Raw genomic sequence first — 24,500 nt, forward strand, 5'->3', positions numbered from 1 at the left:
TTGTTCTGGTTAAACTCTAAAACTGTGGCCAATATTAGTTGACCACTACAGATGTAAATCTAAAGTATCAACAGGAGAGGATTTTGCAACGAGCATTACTTCAAAGTGGACTGCTAGTAAGCAGCATGCTGTGCGTACCTAATGCACTATCCTCACCTCAAGAAGAGATAGATCACCTAATCGCCTTTATTGGAGCCACTAGTTGCCAATACGAGCGCAACGGTGCTCTTCACTCAGGGCTTGAAGCGGTGGAACATATTAAAAATAAAGCTGAATACCATGCAGAAAAAATTGAATCTGCCGAGGATTTTATTGCTTATGCAGCAACGAAAAGTATGTTCAGCGGGCGCCACTATAAGATTCACTGCCAAGGCGATGCGCCAATTGAAAGCCATTTATGGTTAAAGGCTGAATTAGACAGCTTTAGAGTTAATTAACGTACAACAGTGTCGCAACCGACAATATTTATCGCCGGTTGCGAAGTCTTGCTTGATCTGCATAAAGCGATGCGCAATAAACTCTTAACTCAACAATCAAACAACAGAGATGTAAATCTCCAGCGCATTACTGTCGTTGATACCCATTCTAGTTAGAGCGATTTTTACTGCGGCCATAACTGTTTTTAGCACCATTGCCCTTGCCAGTTTTAGCTTGATTAGCCTTAGAGCCTGAGGCTCTTTTGGCTTGAAACTTACGCTTATTATGACTTTTCTCTTTCACCGGCTTAGTGACCATATCACGATAGCGTGCCGGTAAAGGTGCACCTTCTTCATAGCCTGGTAACGTAATACAAGGCAGCGTCATTTCAATTATCGTTTCAATCTCATGCAGCATGGCCTTATCTTGCGGAGATACAAACGATATTGCTCGACCTTCTAGGCCTGCACGCCCAGTACGCCCTACACGATGGACATAATCTTCCGCAGCAAAAGGCAGCTCAAGATTAATCACTAGAGGTAGTGCTTCAATATCCAAGCCGCGAGCGGCAACGTCAGTGGCGACCATCACTCTTAACTTACCACTTTTAAACTCTTCTAACGCTCGATTTCGAGAGCCTTGAGTTTTATCGCCATGAAATACAGCACTTTTTACGCCATCGAGGTTCAGCTCGCGATGCAAGTGCTCAGCACTCTCTTTGCTACTAACAAACACCAGCACTTGCTGCCAATTATTGCGGCCCACCAGCTCCGATAACAATTCAGCTTTACGGCGCTTATCAACCAGATAAACCTCTTGGGTTATTTTACTGGCAGTGGCTGCGGTAGTTACATCAATCCACTCTGGCGAAACTAACATCTTCTGCGCTAAGGTTTTTACCTCATCGCTGTAAGTTGCCGAGAAAAATAGCGTTTGATGTTCAATTGCCACCAGCCTTTTGACTCTTTCAATATCTCTAACAAAGCCCATATCTAACATACGATCAGCTTCGTCAACGACCAAGTGCGTCACACTGCCTAAATCCAAACCGAACTGACCGATAAGATCAAAAAGTCGACCAGGCGTCGCCACCAAAATATCAACCCCAGCTTGGACAGCTTTGCGCTGTGGGTTCATGTTGGCGCCGCCATAAACCGCTGCCGTTTTAAAAGGTAACAACTGCGCGTAAGCTTGAATATTATCTGCCACTTGTATGGCGAGCTCGCGAGTGGGTGTTAATACTAAAACTTTTAGCTCAGACTTGTATTGGTTAAAGGCATCCTCTTCAGCAACATTGCTTTGCTGTAATGCTTGCCCAACAAGGGTATTGAGTAAAGGAAGTGCAAATGCAGCCGTTTTCCCTGTACCAGTTTGCGCACAAGCCATAATATCTTGACCAAGCATTGCAACAGGTAACACGTGGCACTGAACTTCGGTTAGTGCTTTATAACCACGATTCGATACTGCATCTAGAATGTGAGGGTGTAGATCAAATGCATCAAAGTTCATGGTCGGCTCAATACTGGTTATAAAATAGAGGAATAAAAGTGAGCGCGGAGTCTATCAAAAACCCAGCACAGATAATACTCCCGAGTGCGGCAAAGCGGTGGTTACTAGCTATTTATCCGCTAGGCCATTAACTAGAAAAGCTAAAGAGGCTAGCATAATGCTAATTATTTACTCTTGTTAACGGCCTCTGTCGCATCTGCAAGACTCTCTTGTGGCAATGCATTTTGCTTAAGCTCTAACGCCGCAGTGATGCAGCTAACCTCAAACTCTTCTGCCGTAACCGGTCTTGAGAACAGGTAACCTTGACCATAATCGCAACCCGCATCCGCAAGCACCTGGCGCTGATAGTCTGTTTCCACACCTTCGGCTATCACTTTCATACCTAGTTTATGTGCCATAACAATAATAGCTTCACAAAGGGTAAAATCATCGCTATTACTGTCGAGGTTTCGGGTAAAAGATTGATCAATCTTTAAAAAGTCTATGTCGAACTTTTTAAGGTAGGCTAAAGAGGAGTACCCTGTACCAAAATCATCCAGTGATATTTGCATGCCAGCATTGCGATACTGCTCTAGCTTACTGTAAATAGTCTGGTTGCTATCTAATAATAAACCTTCAGTAATTTCGACGCAGATAGAGTTGCGACTAAGGTTTAGCGTTTTAAGCAATGCCACCCAAGAATCTAGACTCTCTCCTTCATCTCTAAACTGTACCGGGGATTTATTAATACTGATCTGTACTTCAATTCCGAATCTATCACGCCAAAGCGCGCACTGACGTGCTGCTTGCTGAAAAACCCAATTACCTATCTCTACGATTAAACCCGTTTCTTCCGCAACAGCAATAAATTCGATGGGAGACACTAGGCCACGCTTTGGATGATGCCAACGAATAAGTGCTTCAGCTTTAACGGTAGGGTCACCAGCTAGACATACTATCGGCTGATAATAAAGTTCAAACTCTTGGTTGGTCACTGCGAGTCGCAAGTCTTGGATCAAACGCATCCGGTACTTGGCATTTCGCTGCATTGAAGGTGTAAAATAGTGGAATCGATTTCGGCCCTGATCTTTAGCTGCATACATGGCTTGATCAGCGTGTTTAAGTAGCCCCTCAATACTGCTAGCATCATCGGGATAAAGAGTAATACCAATACTTGCGCTGATATAAGAGGTTTCTTCTCCAAGGTTGAAAGGCTCTGCAAGGCGGTTCAAAATATTTTGGGCGACTTTATCCACGCCTTTTATATCTGTTATCCCAGATAGCACCACAGTAAATTCATCACCGCCTAAACGGGCAACCACATCGCTGTCTCTAATGCAGCTCTTTAGGCGCTTAGCCGCTTCAGTTAACAGCAGATCTCCCATGTCATGACCAAGTGTATCGTTTACCTCTTTAAAATAATCGAGATCGAGGAACATTAGTGCGAAGTGTTTTTCACGTCGGTCTGACTTTAAAATCTCACTGCCTAGATAATCAAGCAACATGCGACGGTTAGGCAAACCCGTTAAAGGATCATAATTAGCCTGTTTCCAGATAATCTGTTCAGCCTGTTTTTTGTCGGTAATGTCGGAGAATAGCGCCACTCGTCGCTCTGTTTGGGCTTCTGAATCAAACAGCGTATTTATCGTTAACCAGACCACGAGCTCTTCGCCATTTTTGCGCCTAAGCCACATCTCTCCTTGCCAGCGTCCCGTCTCCTCTACTGCCAGACTAATCTGTTCATATACGCTGTAGTTGTTACGCTTGCACTGTAGAATTTGAATATTCTGATGTTTGATTTCGGCTTCGCTATATCCAGTAATATCGGTAAACGCTGAGTTAGTGGTGATAATAACGCCAGCTTCATCTTGCACACTCATCGCTTCGCTACTGTTGTTATAGACTGACGCAGCTAATTTTAAAGACTCTTCGACTCGCTTACTGTCAGTGATATCAGAATGCACCCCACACATGCGCAACGGTTTATTGTTTTCATCCCGACTAACAATTTTGCCAGAATCTAAAATCCAGCGGATCTCTCCAGTATGCGCATACATGCGATACTCTATTTTATGTTGATCACTGATACCGCTAAGATGCTCATCTATTGAACTCAGTACTTTCACCCTATCATTGGGGTGAATAGCACGCATCCACAGCTTAGGGTTTTCATTAAGTGTAGTGACATCACAACCGAGCAAGTTAGCGCTGAGTTCATTACGCTCTACTTTATTATTAACAATATCCCAGTCCCAGAAACCCAATTCACTACTACCTAGCACCAGCGCGAGTTGCTCTTGGCTAGCCAGCATGGCCATTTCAGCTTGTTTCTGTGAGCTTCGGTTAAGCAAACCAACAATAACCAGTTCAACTTTATCTTGGTTACGTTGGCATGCCACCGTCATATGGGTATAAACAATAGAGTCATCGCTAGCAATCAGTCTGATATCGAGTTCAAACTCATCAATTTCTCCCGCTAGCATATCTGCGTAATAGTGCCTATAGAGGTTTAAATCACTATGATGTAGTAAGTCAGCCCAAAGTAACTCAAGTAGCTCTGACTCGCTATATAGCAACATCTGACAAAGGTTCGGATTTACCTTTATCCATTGATGGTCAACATCGGTGATAGCAATCCCCATGCTGCCAGCTTGAAAGTGGGATTTGAATAATAAATGGTCTTGAAGCTTTATTTTTTGGTCACGCTGGATCTCAATGCGGCGAGATAGCAGCATTCCCAATAAAGCCGTGGTAATAGGAAAAATAACTAAGAAAGGTAAAGTGATCTTCTTCAGCAACGAATAAGCCACATCAAAGGGCATAACCAAACCCCAGAGTAAGGCGAGAATGTGCAAGCTAAATCCAAATACTAACAACTCTCTAAAGCGAATATCGCCAATATCACCCCTGCGGTACTTCCCCCATAAATAGCCTATCAAGCCCGAGGTCATAATTGTCCCCACCCCTGACCATACCGCTACGCCTCCCTCACTAAGCCGAAATAATCCACTAATAATCACAGCGACAAGTGTCGGGATCCCGCCAAAAAACATCCCAGAAACACCTAAGATCACCGTTCTTGAATCGAAAAAAACGCCTGTGGTATATTGCCAAGGACTCAACATCACCGAGATAGAAATCACCCCTACTAAGGCGCCAATACCTACTCTCCAAAGGACATCAAGCTCTCGCTTATGATTACGTGGAAATGCGTCATAAACGAACACCATTGCTAACAATAGTGCTGCATTTTGAATAAGCGAGAAAAACAAACCTTGATCCATAAACCGCCAATCGTCCATGTAGAAATTCACGTTGATTTAACGAATATTCTAGCAGAATGGCGGCTAATTAATATCCCCCCTAACTATTATCCATGTTATTTTCAAGTGTATTGTTCTAGCAGCGATTTTAATGCCTAATGAGTTTATCAAACAAGCTTGAGAGGAGGTCGCTCCTTTTTAACCAAGGCTGTGATTAACAACAGTGGGGTTAAGTAGGTTGTCATGCACCGGACAGCGATGACAAACGGTATCTAAAAATAGGCTTTTCTGCTCATCATTTAGCTGAATATCATTTACTTGGGCGTCCATAACCACAACCACATCAATTAATTTGAAACCAACGGGATCCTCAGAGGGTTTACCCAGTAGCCCCGCTGTATTAAGTTGTGCTTTCATCGATACATCAAACTGTTGCAGATCTATTTTTTGCTCACGAGCAACCATTTTGGCGATAGTAGAGATACAGCCAGCCAATGAAAATATAAAGGTCTCTAGCGGGTTTGCCCCCTCATTACCGCCTGTTGGCTGATCAATGATCAATTGATGCTCACGAATTTGGGCTGTCACCTTCCAACCTTCCGACATCTGTGTATTTACTTCAATAGTCTTATTCGCCATTTTGACACCTTTTAATTAGATTTACTTCAATGAGATTATTCTAATGGATTTATTACCGAAAACTCAAATTAGTCTCACAGTTTTACTATTCAATTAGAAATTTGTCGAGTTATACCAATGCACTTTGAATGAAAAAGATTGAGGGGCTCTGAACGGGTCAAGTACTTAATGCAATTGGTATTAATTAAAGGTTTTACTAAATCAAAAATATTGGTTAATTAACCGTGGAACGAGCAAATAACATCTCAAGCTAGCCTCTTCAAGTGGTTTGCAGTTAGGTATGTTAAACTGGTGCCACTTCCATCAAGATTCATCATTAGACCACAATAAATATGCCCTCGACTAAATCAGTACAACAGAGTAAGACCTTTAATTTTCCGGTACAAATCTACTATGAAGACACCGATTTTTCTGGTGTTGTGTACCACCCTAATTTCTTAAAGTATTTTGAGCGTGCTCGTGAACATGTCATTGGCGCTAAGAGCTTAGCGAGTTTATGGGATGAGCATGATTTGGGTTTTGCAGTTTATCGCAGTGACATGCTCTGTCATGACGGTGTAGAGTTTGCTGACATTATCGATATTAGAACTCGTTTCTATTTTGAAAGTAAATACCGCACAGTATGGTTACAAGAGATCTGGCGCCCGAACGCTAAAAAGCCTGCCGTAACGGCGCAAATTGAGATGGTGTGTATGAACAAAAACCGTCAACTTAGCCCAATGCCTCAAATTTTGATTAATCGACTTGGTGAGGCATTTTCTGAGCCGTTAACTTTTTAACCTTTCTCTACAATTAAAGCTTTAGACAGCTTCGGCCACTTGATTTCAAGTTCGGCCGAAGTCAGTGGTTTAGAAAATACATCACCCTGGATTTTATCGACGCCCATCTCAATAATAATCTGTTTAACAGCTTCAGTTTCCACTCCCTCAACGGTGACTTTAAAACCAAGTCCGTTTGCCAAACGGATACTGGTGTCCATTATGTGCTTTGCTTGTGGATCCGTTTCTAGCCCTTCAACAAAGGCTTGATCTATTTTTACTTCGTCAACGGGCAAGTATTTCAAATAAGCGAGTGAAGAATGGCCAGTGCCGAAGTCATCAATAGCGATATCGACGCCAATATTACGTAGTCGATTAATAGCAAGAACAGCGCTATCGATATCTTCCATCAATTTACTCTCGGTGAGCTCAATTGACAGCGCATTAGCAGGAAGTTGGTACTTGAATAGCCTCGCTTCAATCTCTTCAATGAGTGTCTGATTCTTTAAATCTTGAGTCGATAAATTTACGGCAACTTGCAGCTCAATCCCTAACTCACGCCACTTAGCCTGTTGAATGACAACTTGATCGAGTACCCACTGGCTGATCAAATCGATCATTCCAGCATACTCTGCCAGCGGAATAAACTCAGCCGGGGAGATATTACCTAAGGTTCTGTGTTGCCAGCGCATCAAAGCTTCAACTTGATTGCACCCTAAAGGCCGATAGTTTTGTTTCGGCTGATATACCATGTATAGCTCACCGTCTTGCAGCGCTTTGGCTAAGCTATTAATTATCGAGACTTCTCTCAGCTGCACCGCATCATCACCTAGTTCGTAATGAGCTATCGCGCTGTCGAGCTGTTTAGCTTTTTTAAGGGCCAAATCTAACCGGCGCAACATAGTGCTAATGTCGCCGTGAAAACGTTCTAGCCCCAAATGACCAATCTGAACCCTAACTGTTATAGGGCTTTCAAATACACTGTAGGGCTGCTGTAGATACTCAATAAACGTATCAAGCTCAGTCTTTGTCACTCCATCGGGAAAATAGATCAGAAACTCATCTTCATTCATTCTAGCGATAGTTGAACTGGAATGAACATCGACTTCAATCCTGTTAGCAATTTGCTTTAACAGTTCATCACCAAAACTAAAACCAAAGAGGTCATTTACATAACGAAATCGGTATATATCAAGTAGGACTAGGCTTCCCTGCTTGAGTGGCATCATGCTAGCCAACTTTTGCTTCATACTTAAACGATTACTTAGCCCGGTTAATTTATCGAATCCTGCTTGATGCAATTGCTGTTTTAGTTGAGACACCACTTGCTCAACTTGCGACAGTGATTGTGGCGAGCTCTCTAATGAAGAATTAACCAGATAAGGTTCGCCTAACTGCTGACTCACACAGGAGTACAATTGCTTTAATTGGCGCCGGCAAAGTAGAAACTGCCAAAAAGCTAACGCTAATAGCAACACAAGTACCAGACATACAACCGAGAGTAGCTCGACGTTATCCATTCAATATAACTTTAACCATTATCTGACCAGGTGTGTTAATCGCGTAGACCTCATAAGTTGGATGCTTTAGGGATACATGATATTGCTCACTCTATGACTCCCTTCTACTATAGCTTAGCGTACAAGTTTACTGATAACTGGCTTTAATCGAATGATAAGTATCTAGAAAGCCTTCACTTGCCAACACTTCTGGTGATACAGGTAAACCTTTAGTACTAAAAACGGCTAATCGTTCGTCGAGTTCACTGCCTGAACGCAGTTCACCGGTATAGAGAGCTGCCACCCGAATAAAATCTAGGTATCCCACAGTATCGCTGCTGTAAGACAGGTCAGCCCAACGCTCTACCACTTCCATTACACTTGGTGAAAAAGCCCAGTTTTTAAGAACTGCACGACCTATAGGCCCTTGCAATTTACGCACTAATAAACGTAACTGTTCAACATCATCAACTAACTCAGGATGAGCCTCAACTTCAGTCAATACCGGTAAAGCGCCAATATTATGCACTAAGCCTGCAAGCGTCAGAGTATCAGCATTTAACCCACTATTAGGGTGCTTGCGGTTATAAAGTTGCAACAAAGCGACCGCTGCTGAAGTAACATCAATGGAAGTTCGCCATACCTCGTCCATCACTTCCCATACCAACTCATTGGTTGATATAAATAGTTGTTCCATCGCAATGGAGGTCACTATTGTCTTGATTTGGCCAAGCCCAATTCGACTAATCGCAGCATTGACGGTAGCAGCTGGGATCCCTCGTGAATATATAGCACTATTTGCCACTCGAATAATTCGTGCCGAAATTGCAGGATCTTGCCCAATAATATCGGCAACATCTTTTAAGCTAGTGTCGTCGCGACCAACGACCTCTTGTACCCTCATAGCGACCTCAGGCAAGGTCGGTAATACTAATGAATCTGCCTTTAACTTTCTCAACAAACCAACTAATACTTGATGCTCTTTTGACATCTTTACTCCCTATATTATTCGTATTAATTTGCGGCTGATCGAGTATATACCCAAGCTTCTTGAAAGTGCAGGTTTCAATGCTGCTAGCGTATAGAAACGTGCAAAAGACCAGCATCGGGTTAATACTTAAGCGACTTGAAGCTGCAGGATCTGGTGTGATGGATAAACACTCAAGCAGTTAAATTATATAGCGGCTAAAAAAGAAGATTAATTAAGCTAAAATTGTAGCAGGCGTCACAAGATTTTAAGATAAGCAACTTGTTTGACGACATTCTCGCTTAATATAAGCAGACCTGCGCCTTGCATTGGTCCCCTTGCATTAAGTAAAATGCGCGGCCGTTTGCCTAAACCTTACCCGTTAACAGAGAAGTTATTATGTTTAAACCTGAGCTACTGTCCCCAGCCGGAACACTTAAAAATATGCGTTACGCCTTTGCCTATGGCGCTGATGCTGTTTACGCTGGTCAGCCAAGATACAGTCTTCGCGTACGTAATAACGACTTTAAAATGGAAAACCTTGCGGCAGGCATTAAAGAAGCTCATAGCTTAAATAAGAAGCTTTATGTGGTGAGTAATATTGCCCCGCATAACGCCAAGCTAAAAACCTATATCAAAGATATGGAGCCTGTTGTGGCTATGCAGCCAGATGCGCTGATCATGTCTGATCCAGGCCTTATCATGATGGTCAGAGAAGCTTTTCCTGATCAGGTGGTGCATTTATCGGTACAAGCAAACGCTATCAATTGGGCCTCGGTCAAGTTTTGGGAGTCTCAGGGCATTAAGCGTGTCATCCTATCTCGTGAACTTTCTCTTGATGAAATAGAAGAGATCCGTCAGCGCTGCCCAGATATTGAACTGGAAGTGTTTGTCCATGGTGCACTATGCATGGCGTATTCAGGCCGTTGCTTACTCTCTGGTTACATCAACAAACGCGACCCTAACCAAGGGACTTGCACTAACGCTTGCCGTTGGAAATATGATGTCCATGAAGCAAAGCAAACGGACACTGGCGACATTATTGCCGTTAACCCAGACGTGCAAATTGAAACACCAACCTTAGGTGCTGGCGAGCCTTCAGACCAAGTCGTTCTGTTACAAGAAGCGGGCAGACCAGGCGAATACATGCCTGCATTTGAAGATGAGCATGGTACTTATATCATGAACTCTAAGGATCTTCGTGCTATCCAGCATGTTGACCGCCTAACAAAAATGGGCGTCGATTCACTGAAAATTGAAGGCCGTACTAAGTCTTTCTACTACGTTGCTCGTACGGCGCAGCTATATCGTCAAGCGATTGAAGATGCTGCATCAGGCAAAGACTTTGACAGAACATTAATGCATAACCTTGAAGGTTTGGCGCATCGTGGTTACACCGAAGGTTTCTTACGCCGCCACGTGCATGATGAATACCAAAACTATGACTATGGCTACTCAATTAGCGATACGCAACAGTTTGTCGGTGAATTTACTGGCGAACGTAACGAAGCTGGACTTGCTGAGATTGATGTTAAAAACAAATTCCTCGTCGGTGATAGCGTCGAAGTAATGACACCACAGGGTAACCTTACAATTAAGGTCGATAGTCTAATCAATCGCAAAGGCCAAAGTGTTGAGGCTGGTCTTGGTTCGGGACACTTTGTATTTTTAGATGTTCCTGCAGGGGTTGATCTAGATAAGGCTGTATTACTGCGTAACTTGCCACAAGGCCAAGATACCCGTAATCCACATCAGCCAACAGCTTAATACTCATTGCAGCGTACCCCACTGTAAGTAATCAGTGCTGAGTTTTGAAATTAAAAAAGGCTTCTATTTAAGAGGCCCTTTTAGTTTAGGCTAAGTAAGTACTAGGTTATAATACCAATCAGAACTAATTAAAAACTCACTCTGGCTCTCAAGCCAATAACCCAAGTGTCTTTCTCCGTTGAGATAGCAGGGTTATCAATATATTGAACATTAGGCGTTAGCTGCACAAATTCCCCCAAGCTCATGTTGTAATACAGCTCTGAGGTAAATTGCTTATCGTCAGTCACGCCATAGGCCTTGCCTAAGTACTCATTGACTTCGCTGAAGTTAATCGCAAATCCTAAGTTATTTTTCTCAGCGCCTAAACCAAAATAACCAAGCCCTAGCGTAAACGACTTATCGTAAAGCGCGACGTCCCCCTCCGATATACCGCCTCTAACAAACGGCATTATTTGAGGTGTGATAAAGAAGCTAGCCGAAAAGTTAACCCCTTGGCCACTTTCACTTGGTTGAGTGAGATTATGTTGAGTGCCGCCGTCTATATGCCACAAAGTCACATGCACATTATCGGTATAGATATGTTCCTGCGATGCCGTCCAGCCAAATTCAAATGTGGTAAATAGTTTATGATCGTTAAACAGAGTTTCAAAGCCATCTAATGGTTTATCTGACTTACCTTTCGCGTCGGCAGCCCCGGCAATAATATAAAAGTTCTCATCAAGCATATGGCCAACAGCAAGCCCCAAAATTCCATCGTCAGGCAGACCTATAGCCCCTGCTCCTGTGCTAAATGCTAGATTGGTAAACCCTGTCCAGGGACTCGCTAACGCGTAAGTATCGACATAATCTGAAGTATCTAAGTAGCCCGCCATTAATGCGGTTTTACCCTGATTAAATTGCTGCTTCCAATAAAGGTTGGTGAGCCGCCCGCCTTGATCGCTATATGCTGGACCTATCATACCGATGTAGCCCAAACCCGGCTCAATAAATGAGTAGGCTTTCGGAGCAGTATCGGTATAAGCATGTCTATGCTCAACTTTCCACACCAGACCACCAACATTGCCGCTCTCTAACCCTGTTAAGTTCCAAGAACCGTAAAATCGAGCCACACCTGCCGCAGAGTTATCATCCCCGCCTTCGGTAGGAGAACTTGCAGACAATCCAAGCACTTGATAATCCAGCCCAAACGTTAAGTTATGTTCACTTGCGAGGTTTTCACGCCAAGACTCTTTCTTACGCGTGTTGTCTTTAATGGTGTTATCTACGGTATTGGGGCTACCAAAGCTGGTACTGGCATAACTAGTAACGCTAAACAGGCTACCACATGCAAGACTGGCTCCAATTAAAACCGCTAAACGCATTGTATTCATACAGATTTCCTTATTAACACGCCTTTCATTCCATGTGCATCAATCAGTTAGTGAGCATGCCCTTTATGCTCATGTCCTTTGCGATCATGCTCTTTATGATCTAGCTGCTGTGTCGCTTCCATCGTCTCTGGGTAATATTTTTCAATCGTTAGTGCATCCATGGCATAACCCATAGTGACGTTCATCTTGCCGTCAACCAATTGCACTAGCTCAGTTTGCTTATCTGCGTTAATCGTGCCGCGCACCGTCACTGGAAATTGTACATTCTCAACTTCAAACCCAGGCGAATAACTCAATTTCACAATTTGGTTTGCCGCTGGGGGCGGCATATGAATACATGCACCGGCATAAGGCAATAACAGAAATTCTGTTGCTTTGACGCCGTTAAACTTGGTCGGTACCACAAAACCTGACATGCTAACCCGCTTACCGTTAACCTCAGTATTTAAGCTCTCGGCTCTTCGCTGAGCCAGGGACATATAGCGCGCTCTAGCATCGAGCGCCGCATCAACATCTACACCGTCATCAATTAGACGTTGGCGTGCTTTAACGGCGTTTTCTTTATCAACTGCTTTTGCGCTATCTTGCAGTTGAATAACTGTGGCAAGTAATCTTTTTTGACTTTCGGTTACGTCCGGCAAGCTAACATCTTGCTCATTAATAATTGGCGCTAGCACTTGCCAATCTAATGCTTGCACCTCTAATGTTTGCAAGTCTAGTGCTTGTAGATCCAACGGCTGTCCATTAGCCATTTCAGAGTCTGCATGAACCGCAAAAGATAAGCTCAACAACATTAATAATACTTTCTTCATCGCGCCCTCTAAAATAATTGATTTCTCACATAGGCTTTATGCATAAGCTTTGATAGCGGCTTTACTATTAACCCTTCACACTGATTGTTAAAATCCGCTTGTAGAGCCCGCTTAGTGATAACAGCCTGTAGGGAACAGCTTGTAAATAAAAACCTGTTGATAATAAAGGCAAGCTAGATGGCTTGCCTTTATCCTAAAGACGATCCCATCAACTTACAGAGTGTTTTTATAGATCACACCGTCTTTCATGATGATTTTCATCGTCTCGATACCATCACGCTTAGGGGCATCAAACCATTTCTCGTTTGCGCCAATTACCGTTAGATCTTGTAGTGGGTTACCATCCACTAATAGCAGATCCGCATATGCGCCCTCTTCGACAACCCCAAGCTTACCTTCAAAGTAAGGGTCTAACACTTCACCCGCCAGCTTAACGATTTCGCCGTTTACCGATGTCATCGACAGCAAAGTGTAATGGTTGCCCAAGAACTTGCCACTTAGGTAAATCGAGTGGTCAGCTTGCTGCTCACAGGCCGCAACGCCGCCGACACAATCCACGTGGAAACCTAGCTTAGGCTGATACTTATTTACATTGTCGATGTAGTCACCAAAAGCGGCTTGGGCGGTTTTAGCTTTACGCGCAGAAGCTGGGTTGGAGTTAATCGCTTCAATCTCGCCTAAATAGGGTGAGAAGGCCGTCATATTGGTGGTCATATAGGCATCATTTTTCTTCATTGCTCTATAGACGTCTTTATCGAACATAAAGGCATGCTCAAGAGTTTTCACACCCGCCTCTAAATTACGCAGCAGTGACACCTTACTATAGGCATGAGACATAGCATAAGATCCGTAGGCATTGGCCACTTCAACTGCAGCTTGCAGCTCTTCAAGTGAATAGGCATTAAGCTGCCACGGATCAAACGATGATGCGACGCCACCACTGGACATTAACTTAATCTGTGTTGCGCCTTGCATGTAGTTTTGACGAGCACAGGCTTTAATATCACCAACACTGTCTGCGGTGCAGCTCATACCAAGGCGGCCGCCCGAGGAGTTGTGGCCATAGAAAGTTTCATTTGGAGTGGTGAAGTTACGAAAATCCGCATGGGACCCCGTTGGGCCAATAAATGCGCCAGAGGGATAAATACGCGGACCGACGAGCTCACCGCTATCGATGGTCTTTTTAAGGCCTGCGCCCATACCACCAGCATCACGCCAAGTGGTAAAGCCTGACATTAACGCCGATTTGGCTCGTGCGGCTGAGCGTACAGCCAACTCTTCCCAGTTACGGTTATTTTCAATATCCGGTAAAGAGGTGCCATTCATTTGCAAGTGACCGTGACCTTCGATGAGTCCCGGCATTAATGTCATACCTTTACCATCAATCACTGTCGCATCTTGCACAGAAATCGCTTCGCTAGATACTTTACTGATCTTGTTATCTACCACTAATACTTGATAGTTTTTTAGTAGCTCATCTTTTTTGCCGTCAAACACGTTTACATTGGTAAACAGAGTCGACTCAGCACTAACAGAAAAAGCTAGTGAGCAAGAAACAGCAACAACAGACATCTTCAACGTTCGGTTTTTCATTTGTGCACCTCAAGTTATCCATGCTTGGTGAATTCTCACCTCGCGTAACATTCCATACTTTAAAAAGCGTTACAGCATTAGCAATTACAGATATTTACATATCAATAACTTATCGCTAACACTACGTAATCTAGATGAAATTGTGACGCATATCAAATTGATATAATAGCCACTTGATGACACTAGGTGAGCATGGGATAACCAAGATGTTATCTATCAATAAATTTTACTTGAACTGTTGCCGAAATTGACTGGGGGTCATGTTCATTTGCCGTTTAAAAGCCCGGGTAAAATGAGCCGCATCCGAGTAGCCCATTCTAATTGCGATTGAGGTGATCTTTAATGAGGGGCATTTTAACAAGTCCAAGGTTTGCTCAAGCACCATCTCTTCTATCACAGCGCCATATTGAACCTGCTCATTTTCTAGGCGACGCTGCAAGGTTCTCACATTTAAGTTTAAAATTTGCGCTGCGGTCTTAATCGGTAATTTTCCCATCGACAAATAAGGTTGAATAGCCAACTTGAATGTACCGAGAAAACTACTCAGTCTCGGTTCAGTAGCAATATGATCTTCAGTCGAAATATGGGGGTGAGTCACTGGCGCCATCATTAGGCTGTCAGGAATAGAAAAAGCCGTCACCGGCCTATTGCAGAAAAACTGCGCTCGACTCAGCTGAGGTAATAGAGAAAAAACAGCGTCATTTGCGGATTGAAGCCCCATTTGTTCAGGTCGCCACTTATTGTTTGTTAGCGCTGATAACAACTCACAAATAAATATTGCAGAAAACAACTCAGCATGGGTGAACCAGGCTTTATCTAGCCCTTCTTTTTCGCGAACTATCCACCAGCTGCCGCCTGTAAATTGAGTATAAACATTCGTGTGGGTCATATTAGACTTTAACTGCTCTGCAAACTCATCTAAAGCCACTTTTAATGAGTCCTTTTGAGTCAATCGCCTAATAAATTGTGGAATATAGATATTTTTGCATGCACTTTGGATCAGCTGAATAAACTCTTCAGGAGCCAGCTTTTCACCCAAGATTTGAATGAGGTTTTTAACTGTATTTTCAGGAAGGTAGTCATAGTTATTCTCACTAGAGTAGAGATCAACCGGGATCTTTGCCTGTTGCAACATAGGGTAAATGCTGCCATCTAACCCTCTGAGCAAACTTGCAAAAAAGACCACATCTTGTCGCTGAGTCAGCGGTATTGCTTCATTATTAAAATCCGACGGCATAATCGCTTCCTAAGTGATGGTCTCTTCCTAAGTTTTAGCCTCTTCCTAAGAGTTAGTTTCTCCCTAAGTGCTATTTTTATTTATAAATCAATATCAAAATCCTGTCTATAACACCGCAGTCGCTCATCTTGACCTTCAAAAACTATCAACATGGATTCAAAGCTCGCCACAAGCCTGATAATAGTCCCGCTTCACCTCGCAACGAACCTAGTCGCTAGCCCTTTGTATGGTATAATTAGCAGGTATCATTTTTGATGACTCCGCTAAGCGGGGTTCAAGTAATTTAATAGGCACGCTAATTCAATGGCATTATTAATCGACGACAGCTGTATCAACTGCGACATGTGTGAACCTGAGTGCCCAAATGAGGCGATCACCATGGGCGAGGAGATCTATGAGATTGAACCGCTGCTTTGCACTGAATGTAAAGGCCATTACGACAAGCCAACTTGTATTTCAGTTTGCCCTATCGATTGCATTGCAATCGACCCTGATAACAAAGAAACTGATGACGAGTTATTAGTTAAGTACCAAATAATTACCGGTAAAACTGTTTGATCTAAAAAGGCGCCAATGGCGCCTTTTTATCTTTAGTTAGTCTATGCTTGTTAACTTGCCGTCCCTATCAAACGGCCAATCAATTCCTAACCATGCTTTAAAGAATGCTTTCTGAGCACGGCTTGGCTTAGCAACGCTACTAATCGCCATTTTGCCACTTTTCTGCTCGCCTAGTGTCAGCTTGACCTCTTTCAGTCTGTCATTACTAAACAAAGTCAGCGTTATCTCTCCACCAGCTTTAAAATCTTTAATGCGAGAGTCAAAACCTGCAGTCGTCACTTTTAAGCCATTCACAGCAACGATTTCATCGCCAAGCACGATACCGGCATTCCATGCAGGTCCGTTGCGTAATACGCGTGACAGTTTCAAACTATCAGATGCCAGCGTCACTCCAATAAAAGGTTCCGATTTTGCGTCCTCGCCATAGCCAGCAGTTAATCCAGCTTGCTCCAACATAGATTCAAAATCTAAACTTATCGGAGAATTAACATGTTGCTGCCACCAATCATCGTAACTAACTCCGGAAACCGACTTTAAGATGTTTTTGACATCTGCGATATTGTAGCCAGCCGGAATACGATGCGACTTATAAAGCTCTCGATGAACATCACGGTATGAGCGCTTTAACTCAGTGTCATGCAGTAATGAAAAATCAAGCGCTAACGATGTCAAATACCCTTCAGAATAAATGTTAGTGCTGTGGTTTACCGCATAATCACCACCAGTACTTGCCCATTGGTTAGCACTCGCGCTAGCAATGGATTGAATTTCCCGCCCTGGTGTATGCTCACTTTGCGCCACTCTTTTAGCTAAATCTTCAAAAAACTCTTTTGCTGTTATAACACCTGCACGTAGCAGTAATTGGCTTTGAAAGTAACTTGTTGAGCCTTCTGCTATCCAAAGCAGTTGGGTAATTCCTTCCTCTTGGTAGTCATAAGGCACTAACCCTTGTGGGCGGTAAGCTTTTACATTCCAAGTATGGATAAACTCATGAGAAGCCGTTTTAATAAAGCCAAGATAATCTTTACGATCGCGATAACTAAAGCGCGGGCGCTGAATAATGGTTGAATTCAAGTGTTCTGTGGCACCACGAGCTCCGCTGGTTGCATGCACCATGTAAACATAACGTTCGAAAGGATAGTCGTCCCAAATGACCTCTGCTTGGCCACTTAGTTTGCTCAGGTCATCAACCATCTTATCAATGTCGTAATTCCCCTCGCCCCAAATCACCAACTCATATTGCTTTCCGTCAGCTGTAAACTCTCTATGCTCGCTGATCCCGGTTTCTATCGGAGAATCAACCAGAATGTCGTAATTAGCTGCAGTAAAACTATGCGCCGTATGTCCTTTATCCATGCCTGAATAGCTATTCCACTGGGCAGGTACAGACAAACTGACATTGATGGGCTCGGCTCTGAACTCTGGGCTGTAAACAAATGTACCACTAGCATCGAGAAATGCATGAGAAGCATCAATATGATTGACTCGTTGGCCAAGTTTATTTGCATACAGTTGATAAGAAACAGTCACCGCCGTTGGCTTATCAAGCGCAACAGTCCACTCTCCACTCGCCGTTCTAGTCCATGGAAGTTGACTGCCATTGGCGTCCGTTGCAGTAAAAAGCCTTACAGAATCTGCCAGAGGCAGCACTTCGTATTTGCCGGTACGCCAAACAGGAAGATTTACCACTAATGCAGCAGATGATGTTTTAGGGAAATTCACTTCGACTTTTGCTAAATGATGTTGTGGATGAAGTAAATCAATTGAGTAATCAACGTCTGCCATTGCTATTGGAGAAATTAATGCGCTAAAAGTTAATATTAGGGGGAGTACAGGTTTCACTCTCGCGTCCTTCTGTTATTATTGTTTTAATTAAGCCGAAAAGTATAACATTTTGCTTAATTACACCAATTAAAATAACAAAAATATTTAGCTCCTTAGCAGATGCTTAGAGCAAGGAATTACGTTCCCATGCGAAGTTTGTTTACTCTCTCTTTCACAATATTATTATCTTTTATCCTCTGTCAGCCATCATATGCCATCAACCGAGATGCCGTTGCTACTGAACGTGAATTTAGAGAGTTCCCAAATAAATTACGCCTATCAGTCAATAAAAACCTACCTATCATCCCTGAATTTGCTAATGAAAATGAACTTCATCAATTTGCAGTCCAAAAAGGTATGTCGATAGCTGAAGTAAAACAAGAATTACGCTTGTTAGCGAGATTATCACTTGATCTATCATCTAAAGATGATGCCCGATATATAACAGCCAGAGAGATCATTGATCAGCTTGAGCGGGTGGCAGAAAGTGGTTTAGATAGCAGTTATGTACTGATGTTAAATGGACGCTATATCGGCAAAAACAAGCAAGATTTTCATACCGCGATTGAGCTATATCAGCAAGCGGCTAACGAACTGCCTGCGACTAAAAATACAGAAGAACAAGTTTTACTCTTCACCATCTATGAGCACTTAGGGGTGCTACATATGATGCTGCGACAAAAAGACCCAGCTCTGCAGTATCTAATGAGCTCGAGAAGCGTAGCACTAGAGCTATCGGATCCCTATATGCGTGCACACATAGAGTCTGTACTTGGAAAGTACTATTACAAACAGGCACAATTTGGAAAGTCGCTATCACATTACTCTGAAGCTATTATGCATACTAAGGCTGAAGATAACCCAACCCAAGATGCCCATATACAACTGCAACTTGCACGGGTTTATCGAGAATTGAAGTCCTGGGATGATGCAATACTTTACGCGACTGCCGCCTCCGACTCTTATCAACGTCTTGGCAAAGAATCATATGTGTCTTCAACGATGACTGTCATGGCGATGATTTATGCTGAACAAGGACAGTGGTATAAAACCATTGACTACTACTTAAATGCGCAGCAAATCGATGCGAAACTCGGCAACTATATGGGGCAGGCGTTGAACTTCCATAACCTAGGCGAAGCTTATTACAAAATAGAAGACACTAAAAATGCTATATCACACCTACTTCGTGCCAGTGATATCTTTGTATCGCGTAACAGCAATCATTACCTAGTTTACAATCATCTATTAATCGCTCAAGTTTATAGTAGCCTCTCAGAATGGGAGTTGGCTTTAAAGTACGCCAACTCCGCCGCCAAGATAGCCGATGACATGAAGTTGAATGATGAGCATATCGAAGCATTAAACTATAGCGCTAAAGCTTTAGAGCAGCTTGGTGACTTCAAGACGGCTTATCAACATATTAAGAGAATATCGACTCTGCAGGCCAAAGATACCCAAGTAGTCAATGATGAAGAACAAGCAAAAACACTATTTCAGCTGCAAAAAATAAAACTCGAACAGAGCCAAACTAAGACCGACCTACAAAAAACAAAAGATGAGCTATCAAACAGTCAGCTAGCCCTGATCATCACTTTATTAGTATTATCCTTAATGACGGTGCTAGCTCTGTATCTATGGCGTATTAAAAAAACCTTGCGGGCACAATCCGTTGAATTAGAAAAAAATAGCCTGCTAGACCCATTAACTCAAATAGCAAACCATGCCGCTTTTATCCGCGACTTTAACTACTATGGCAATACCTTTAAGACACTCGCATTAATATCGTTAACGGATCAACTTAACTCTGATCTGGCTCAAGGGTATGAATGTAATACCAAAATGAATAGGCAGCAGCTAACCGCCCTATCCAATGAGTTAGGCTGTATTATTTACTTCATTCGCCCCGGGGTTTTTCTGCTTAATTTCGATATTCAAGTAAACCCAGACACGCTATTAAACAACATTAGAAATTGCTTAATAGACAACTATGGCGATACGAGCTTACACATGGGCCTGATAAGCCTGCCATTATTGACTAACCCAGCACTTAAACTTTCTGCAGAGCAACATTTTGGCACCCTGCAAATGATGCTATCGGCCGCGACAACCCTAGGAAATGATAAAGACTACTTTGTAACTCTAAAACCGCTCAATTTTGCATCATCAGGTATATTTGTCCCGCCGCTATATCTCAATATTGAGAAAAGTATTATACGTGGCATCATCAAAATAGAGACCAATGGTCATAAGAGTGATATTGTCTGGCCAAGGTGGAAAAGCCATAAAAATGTCAACTTGAGCACTGAGTTAGATTAATCAAACTCATGTAGAGCCAATATGCATTTAATTTATAAGCGACAACTGTTAAAATAAATATACACTTAGCTTTCAAACAACATCCAAAGCTGTTGATGAAGCAGTAAAAATTGAGTCTATACGTGTTGATAAAGGAAAATCTAATTAAATGAAGGACGCAGTCGCCAGCACGTCTCAGCTAAGTGTACTACAGCAAAAACTGTATTCAGCAAGGCAAGCCCTTGATGATATGAGTGAAGACTACAATGAAAAGCTACAGTTACTTTTGCAATTTATCGCGCAGTTAAGCATAGCGTGTAAAGGGCAAAATATTGAGCTAGACAACAAGCTGGCTAAACTGCGTCACAAATTAAGTCGTTTTAACCAAATAGATGAATCCCTTGCAGATCTCGAAGAGGTCGATGGCATATTGAAGCAACAATATGGCCGCGTAATGCAGCAACTAGAAGAAAGTCGCGGTTCTTTATCTAATATTATTAGCCAAATTCAGCGACTAGACTCCCTGCCTGTTAAGCTTAAGAAAGAGATCTCCTATTTTAAAAAAGAGCTCGCCAAGCCTTTTCATACCTATTGGGATTACATTCCAAAAGTAGAAAAAATTGTGCATTTCTACAATGAGATCCTTAATGAGCAATTAAAGCTCGGTGACAAATTTGAACTCTTACCTAAACATCGCCAATCAGCCCAAGAGTTGGCTCAAATGTTGTCGGAAATCGAATTTAGAAAAGAGCAGCAAGAACAGATTGCTTCAATAAAGTTATCGTTAACAGATGATTTCGAACTCGACACGCTATTAAGCGCATATCAGGTTGTTCTCAGTCTACTACTCGATAATATCGCTAAAGAGAAAACGGCATCTCAAGAGTTCCTTTACATACTCAACGGCGCCCTAAGCAACGTACGAGAAGTCGTTACCGATTCTTACAGCCATTCAGTCAAAAGTTTTCAAGTTGCAAAGAAACTCAACGGCGAGATAAATACCCAAGTAGAAAATATCGATGGCTCTGTGACTGATATCGATGACATCAATCACTTGAAGACTCAAGTAACAGAACAATTACTGGCGCTACGAACCGCACTAAGCCGTAAAGAAGCGCTAGAAAATAGAGAGCAGATCCAGTTAAGACAATCAGTCGATGCACTGCGACGCGAGCTTAACGAACTGAGTAAAGAAACAGAGAACTATAAAGAACGTCTATTTGAACAGCAAAAGCTAAACTTACTCGATACCCTAACGCAATTGCCAAATAGAGCCGCTTTACAAGAGCGAATGGAAATAGAATACCGCAACTATAAACGCACTAAACAGCCTTTATGGGTAGCGGTAGCGGATATTGATCACTTTAAATCTATTAACGATAGTTTTGGCCACAGTACAGGCGACAAAACATTGCAAGTCATTGCTATGGCTCTTAAAAACTCTTTAAGAGAAACAGAGTTTGTCTCGCGATTTGGTGGTGAAGAGTTTGTATTTCTTTTACCAGATGTTAGCGAAAGTGATATCAAACCTTTGCTGAATAGAGTTAGAGAAAAAGTAAAAAGTATTCCCTTTAAGTTTAAAAATCAGAGAATTACAGTTACAGTATCTATAGGCGCAGCACAAATTATTGAAAATGAGCTCATTACAGAAACCTTTGAACGAGCTGACGCAGCGCTATATAAAGCCAAACATCAAAGCAGAGATAGAGTCATCATTGACTCATAAGCTCTCCCCAGGCGTTACCCATTCTTAACGCCAGCTATCTTTGAGGGACAGCCAAACTATCACTGCTAAGGAGCTGCTATGATAGTGAAAATAAGTCCTAGAGGAAGCCTAGATCAACTTTCACAACTCGAAGTTGACCGTCTCAAACAAAATGCAAAAAGTGAGCTTTACCAGCTCTACCGCAGCTGCTCGCTTGCAGTACTAGCCTCTGGCTTGCAAAGCGACAATGCTAAAGACCTATTCAGCCGATTTTCTGACTTTAACATTAACGTATTAAGGCGAGAACGCGGCATAAAAATAGAACTCACGAATCCCCCTTTAGAAGCCTTTGTCGATGGCGAAATTATCGCAGGCATACAAGAACATCTATTCTCCGTTTTACGCGATATTGTTTATATCTATGATAGATATGAGAACTTAAAGCATATCAACCTAACCAACGCCAACCACATCACTAACGTTGTATTTGATATTTTACGTAACGCCAGAACAATGCCAATGTTCGATCCGAATATCGTCGTGTGTTGGGGTGGCCACAGCATCAACGCCATTGAGTACCAATATACACGCGAAGTCGGCTACGAACTCGGTTTACGTAAACTAGACATCTGTACTGGTTGTGGGCCTGGTGCAATGGAAGGGCCGATGAAAGGCGCTGCTATTGGTCACGCTAAACAAAGGGTCAACCATGCGAGATATATCGGCTTAACAGAGCCGAGTATTATTGCCGCAGAGCCACCAAACCAGATAGTGAACGAGTTGGTTATCTTACCCGATATCGAAAAACGCTTAGAAGCATTTGTCAGGCTTGGGCATGGCATCATCATTTTCCCTGGCGGTGCAGGCACGGCAGAAGAGTTACTCTATTTACTGGGTATTTTGCTTAACAAGCACAATCAAGACATTCCTTTCCCACTGGTGTTAACCGGCCCAAAAGAGAGTGAAGAGTATTTCCTTCGTATCGATGAATTCATTGCTGCAACATTAGGTCCTGAAGCCCAAAGTAAATATCAGATAGTGATTGATGACCCTGCTAAAGTGGCACGCATCCAAAAAGAAGCGATGGAAAGAATCAAGGTCTTTAGAAAGGATAATGGCGACTCGTATCAATACCAATGGTCTTTGAAAATAGAACCTGAATTTCAGCTGCCTTTTGAGCCAACTCACGAGGTGATGAGCAATTTAGATCTACATGAACAGTCCAATAAAGCTGAGCTTGCAGCAAATCTAAGAAAAGCGTTTTCCGGCATTGTCGCGGGTAACGTCAAAATGGAAACCATCAAAAAAATTGAAGAACAAGGTCCCTTTGAGCTAAAAGGCGAACCTAAACTCATGGCATTAATGGATCAACTCCTTAACGCTTTTGTTTCACAACAACGAATGAAGTTACCAGGAAGCGCTTACGTTCCCTGCTACAAAGTAATTAAATGAATAAATTTTTGATTCTAGACGGTATGAACTTAGTGCGGCGCATCCACGCCGCCCAACCCAATGAAACGGATATCAGCGGGCTTAAAGAGCGTGTTCATGGTGCTTGTAAAAAACTATTAAAGTTCCACCAGCCGTCCCATGTGGCGATTGTATGGGATGGTAATGCGTTATCTTGGCGTAAGGCGTTATACGAAGACTATAAGAAGGGCCGTAAACCGATGCCTGAAGCGTTAGCTAACGGCCTTAGTGATATCAAGCGCTATCTTGGCGAGCATAATATTGCTTCGCTTGAGGCTGACTCAGAGGCTGATGATGTTATCGCCACTTTAGCCACTAAACTCGTTAGCATTGGTGGAGAAGCTATTATTGTTTCGACCGATAAAGGCTTTTGCCAATTGAATCACCCAAACATCAAGCAGTGGGATCATTTTAACCAAACCTATATGACGGTTGAAGCGATGGAGCAGAAACTGGGCGTTGAACATAAACAGTTTATTGATTATCTCGCACTTGCCGGTGATAGCGGCAATAAGATCCCTGGTGTGCCCGGCATAGGGCCTAAATCTGCCGTTGAATTGTTAAAGATATTTAGGTCACTTGCCAATATTTACAGCTCTATCGAACAGGTAGGATCTAAACAAGCCAAAAAACTCGAAGCGGGTAAACACTTAGCTAGGCTTAGCTATAAACTTGTTCAACTTCAATTAGATATGCCACTTAACGCTAATCTTAAGCAATTTAGGCTGCCAAAAGCACAGTAACGAATACAGAATTCAAGTGTTACACAACTTACAACTGTTAACAAAAAGTTAGCGATTTAGCGTTTACCGTGATGAGTTTGCATAGTATCGTA

The 24,500-nt window shown here is 42.7% G+C and carries 18 protein-coding genes; 8 read left to right on the forward strand and 10 right to left on the reverse strand.

Features of this window, described 5'->3' with window-relative positions; translation table 11 throughout:
• Nucleotides 1-83 precede the first annotated feature (83 nt).
• Nucleotides 84-437, forward strand: coding sequence for a DUF5329 family protein (locus AB4135_RS02030; RefSeq protein ID WP_371989887.1), 354 nt, complete (start codon nucleotides 84-86; stop codon nucleotides 435-437).
• A 148-nt stretch (nucleotides 438-585) separates the two neighbouring features.
• Here AB4135_RS02030 and AB4135_RS02035 read toward each other — a convergent pair whose 3' ends face one another.
• The 3 genes from AB4135_RS02035 to AB4135_RS02045 all read right to left on the reverse strand — a co-directional run bounded on the left by AB4135_RS02035 (nucleotide 586) and on the right by AB4135_RS02045 (nucleotide 5,807).
• Nucleotides 586-1,926, reverse strand: coding sequence for a DEAD/DEAH box helicase (locus AB4135_RS02035; RefSeq protein WP_371989889.1), 1,341 nt, complete (start codon nucleotides 1,924-1,926; stop codon nucleotides 586-588).
• Between the two features lie 164 nt (nucleotides 1,927-2,090).
• Nucleotides 2,091-5,189, reverse strand: a complete 3,099-nt coding sequence (locus tag AB4135_RS02040; RefSeq protein WP_371989891.1) for an EAL domain-containing protein — start codon at nucleotides 5,187-5,189, stop codon at nucleotides 2,091-2,093.
• Between the two features lie 177 nt (nucleotides 5,190-5,366).
• Nucleotides 5,367-5,807: an OsmC family protein gene (locus tag AB4135_RS02045; protein ID WP_371989892.1), complete on the reverse strand. Its 441-nt coding sequence runs from the start codon at nucleotides 5,805-5,807 to the stop codon at nucleotides 5,367-5,369.
• Between the two features lie 332 nt (nucleotides 5,808-6,139).
• Between AB4135_RS02045 and AB4135_RS02050 the strand changes: the two genes are divergently transcribed.
• Nucleotides 6,140-6,586 carry a thioesterase family protein gene (locus AB4135_RS02050; protein WP_371989894.1) on the forward strand — a complete coding sequence of 149 codons (447 nt, stop codon included), beginning with the start codon at nucleotides 6,140-6,142 and terminating at the stop codon, nucleotides 6,584-6,586.
• Here AB4135_RS02050 and AB4135_RS02055 read toward each other — a convergent pair.
• Both AB4135_RS02055 and AB4135_RS02060 read right to left on the reverse strand, forming a co-directional pair.
• The gene (locus tag AB4135_RS02055; RefSeq protein WP_371989896.1) at nucleotides 6,583-8,085 is read right to left on the reverse strand and encodes a putative bifunctional diguanylate cyclase/phosphodiesterase; all 1,503 of its coding nucleotides are present in this window, start codon (nucleotides 8,083-8,085) and stop codon (nucleotides 6,583-6,585) included. The two genes, AB4135_RS02050 and AB4135_RS02055, sit on opposite strands and share 4 nt — an antisense overlap.
• Nucleotides 8,086-8,212: 127 nt before the next feature.
• The gene (locus AB4135_RS02060) at nucleotides 8,213-9,055 is read right to left on the reverse strand and encodes an HDOD domain-containing protein (protein ID WP_371989898.1); all 843 of its coding nucleotides are present in this window, start codon (nucleotides 9,053-9,055) and stop codon (nucleotides 8,213-8,215) included.
• A 375-nt stretch (nucleotides 9,056-9,430) separates the two neighbouring features.
• Here AB4135_RS02060 and yegQ point away from each other — a divergent pair, with 375 nt between their 5' ends.
• Nucleotides 9,431-10,798 carry a tRNA 5-hydroxyuridine modification protein YegQ gene (gene yegQ, locus AB4135_RS02065; protein ID WP_371989900.1) on the forward strand — a complete coding sequence of 456 codons (1,368 nt, stop codon included), beginning with the start codon at nucleotides 9,431-9,433 and terminating at the stop codon, nucleotides 10,796-10,798.
• A gap of 128 nt (nucleotides 10,799-10,926) precedes the next feature.
• Here the strand turns inward: yegQ and AB4135_RS02070 are convergent, their stop codons facing one another.
• From AB4135_RS02070 to AB4135_RS02085, 4 genes are all read right to left on the reverse strand, one after another.
• Nucleotides 10,927-12,168, reverse strand: coding sequence for a carbohydrate porin (locus tag AB4135_RS02070; protein WP_371989902.1), 1,242 nt, complete (start codon nucleotides 12,166-12,168; stop codon nucleotides 10,927-10,929).
• Between the two features lie 47 nt (nucleotides 12,169-12,215).
• On the reverse strand, nucleotides 12,216-12,980 hold the full coding sequence (locus tag AB4135_RS02075) for a DUF3299 domain-containing protein (RefSeq protein WP_371989904.1): 765 nt from the start codon (nucleotides 12,978-12,980) through the stop codon (nucleotides 12,216-12,218).
• A gap of 213 nt (nucleotides 12,981-13,193) precedes the next feature.
• The gene (locus tag AB4135_RS02080; RefSeq protein ID WP_371989906.1) at nucleotides 13,194-14,573 is read right to left on the reverse strand and encodes an amidohydrolase family protein; all 1,380 of its coding nucleotides are present in this window, start codon (nucleotides 14,571-14,573) and stop codon (nucleotides 13,194-13,196) included.
• A gap of 226 nt (nucleotides 14,574-14,799) precedes the next feature.
• On the reverse strand, nucleotides 14,800-15,810 hold the full coding sequence (locus AB4135_RS02085; protein ID WP_371989907.1) for a helix-turn-helix domain-containing protein: 1,011 nt from the start codon (nucleotides 15,808-15,810) through the stop codon (nucleotides 14,800-14,802).
• 303 nt (nucleotides 15,811-16,113) lie between these two features.
• Here AB4135_RS02085 and AB4135_RS02090 point away from each other — a divergent pair, with 303 nt between their 5' ends.
• Complete coding sequence (locus tag AB4135_RS02090; protein ID WP_371989908.1) at nucleotides 16,114-16,368, forward strand: YfhL family 4Fe-4S dicluster ferredoxin; 255 nt, start codon at nucleotides 16,114-16,116, stop codon at nucleotides 16,366-16,368.
• Between the two features lie 36 nt (nucleotides 16,369-16,404).
• Here AB4135_RS02090 and AB4135_RS02095 read toward each other — a convergent pair whose 3' ends face one another.
• Nucleotides 16,405-18,210: a M61 family metallopeptidase gene (locus AB4135_RS02095; protein WP_371989910.1), complete on the reverse strand. Its 1,806-nt coding sequence runs from the start codon at nucleotides 18,208-18,210 to the stop codon at nucleotides 16,405-16,407.
• A 129-nt stretch (nucleotides 18,211-18,339) separates the two neighbouring features.
• On the opposite strand from AB4135_RS02095, the gene AB4135_RS02100 reads away from it, so the two are divergent.
• From AB4135_RS02100 to xni, 4 genes are all read left to right on the forward strand, one after another.
• Nucleotides 18,340-20,511 (forward strand): tetratricopeptide repeat protein, encoded by a 2,172-nt coding sequence (locus tag AB4135_RS02100; protein WP_371989912.1) that lies wholly within the window; start codon nucleotides 18,340-18,342, stop codon nucleotides 20,509-20,511.
• A gap of 148 nt (nucleotides 20,512-20,659) precedes the next feature.
• Nucleotides 20,660-22,216, forward strand: coding sequence for a diguanylate cyclase domain-containing protein (locus AB4135_RS02105; RefSeq protein ID WP_371989913.1), 1,557 nt, complete (start codon nucleotides 20,660-20,662; stop codon nucleotides 22,214-22,216).
• A 78-nt stretch (nucleotides 22,217-22,294) separates the two neighbouring features.
• Nucleotides 22,295-23,647: a nucleotide 5'-monophosphate nucleosidase PpnN gene (gene ppnN, locus AB4135_RS02110; RefSeq protein WP_371989915.1), complete on the forward strand. Its 1,353-nt coding sequence runs from the start codon at nucleotides 22,295-22,297 to the stop codon at nucleotides 23,645-23,647.
• The gene (gene xni, locus AB4135_RS02115) at nucleotides 23,644-24,408 is read left to right on the forward strand and encodes a flap endonuclease Xni (protein ID WP_371989917.1); all 765 of its coding nucleotides are present in this window, start codon (nucleotides 23,644-23,646) and stop codon (nucleotides 24,406-24,408) included. Before ppnN ends, xni begins: the two co-directional genes overlap by 4 nt.
• The last annotated feature ends 92 nt before the right edge of the window (nucleotides 24,409-24,500 follow it).

This window comes from Shewanella sp. 10N.286.54.B9 (assembly GCF_041468565.1).
Taxonomy (GTDB): Bacteria; Pseudomonadota; Gammaproteobacteria; order Enterobacterales; family Shewanellaceae; genus Shewanella.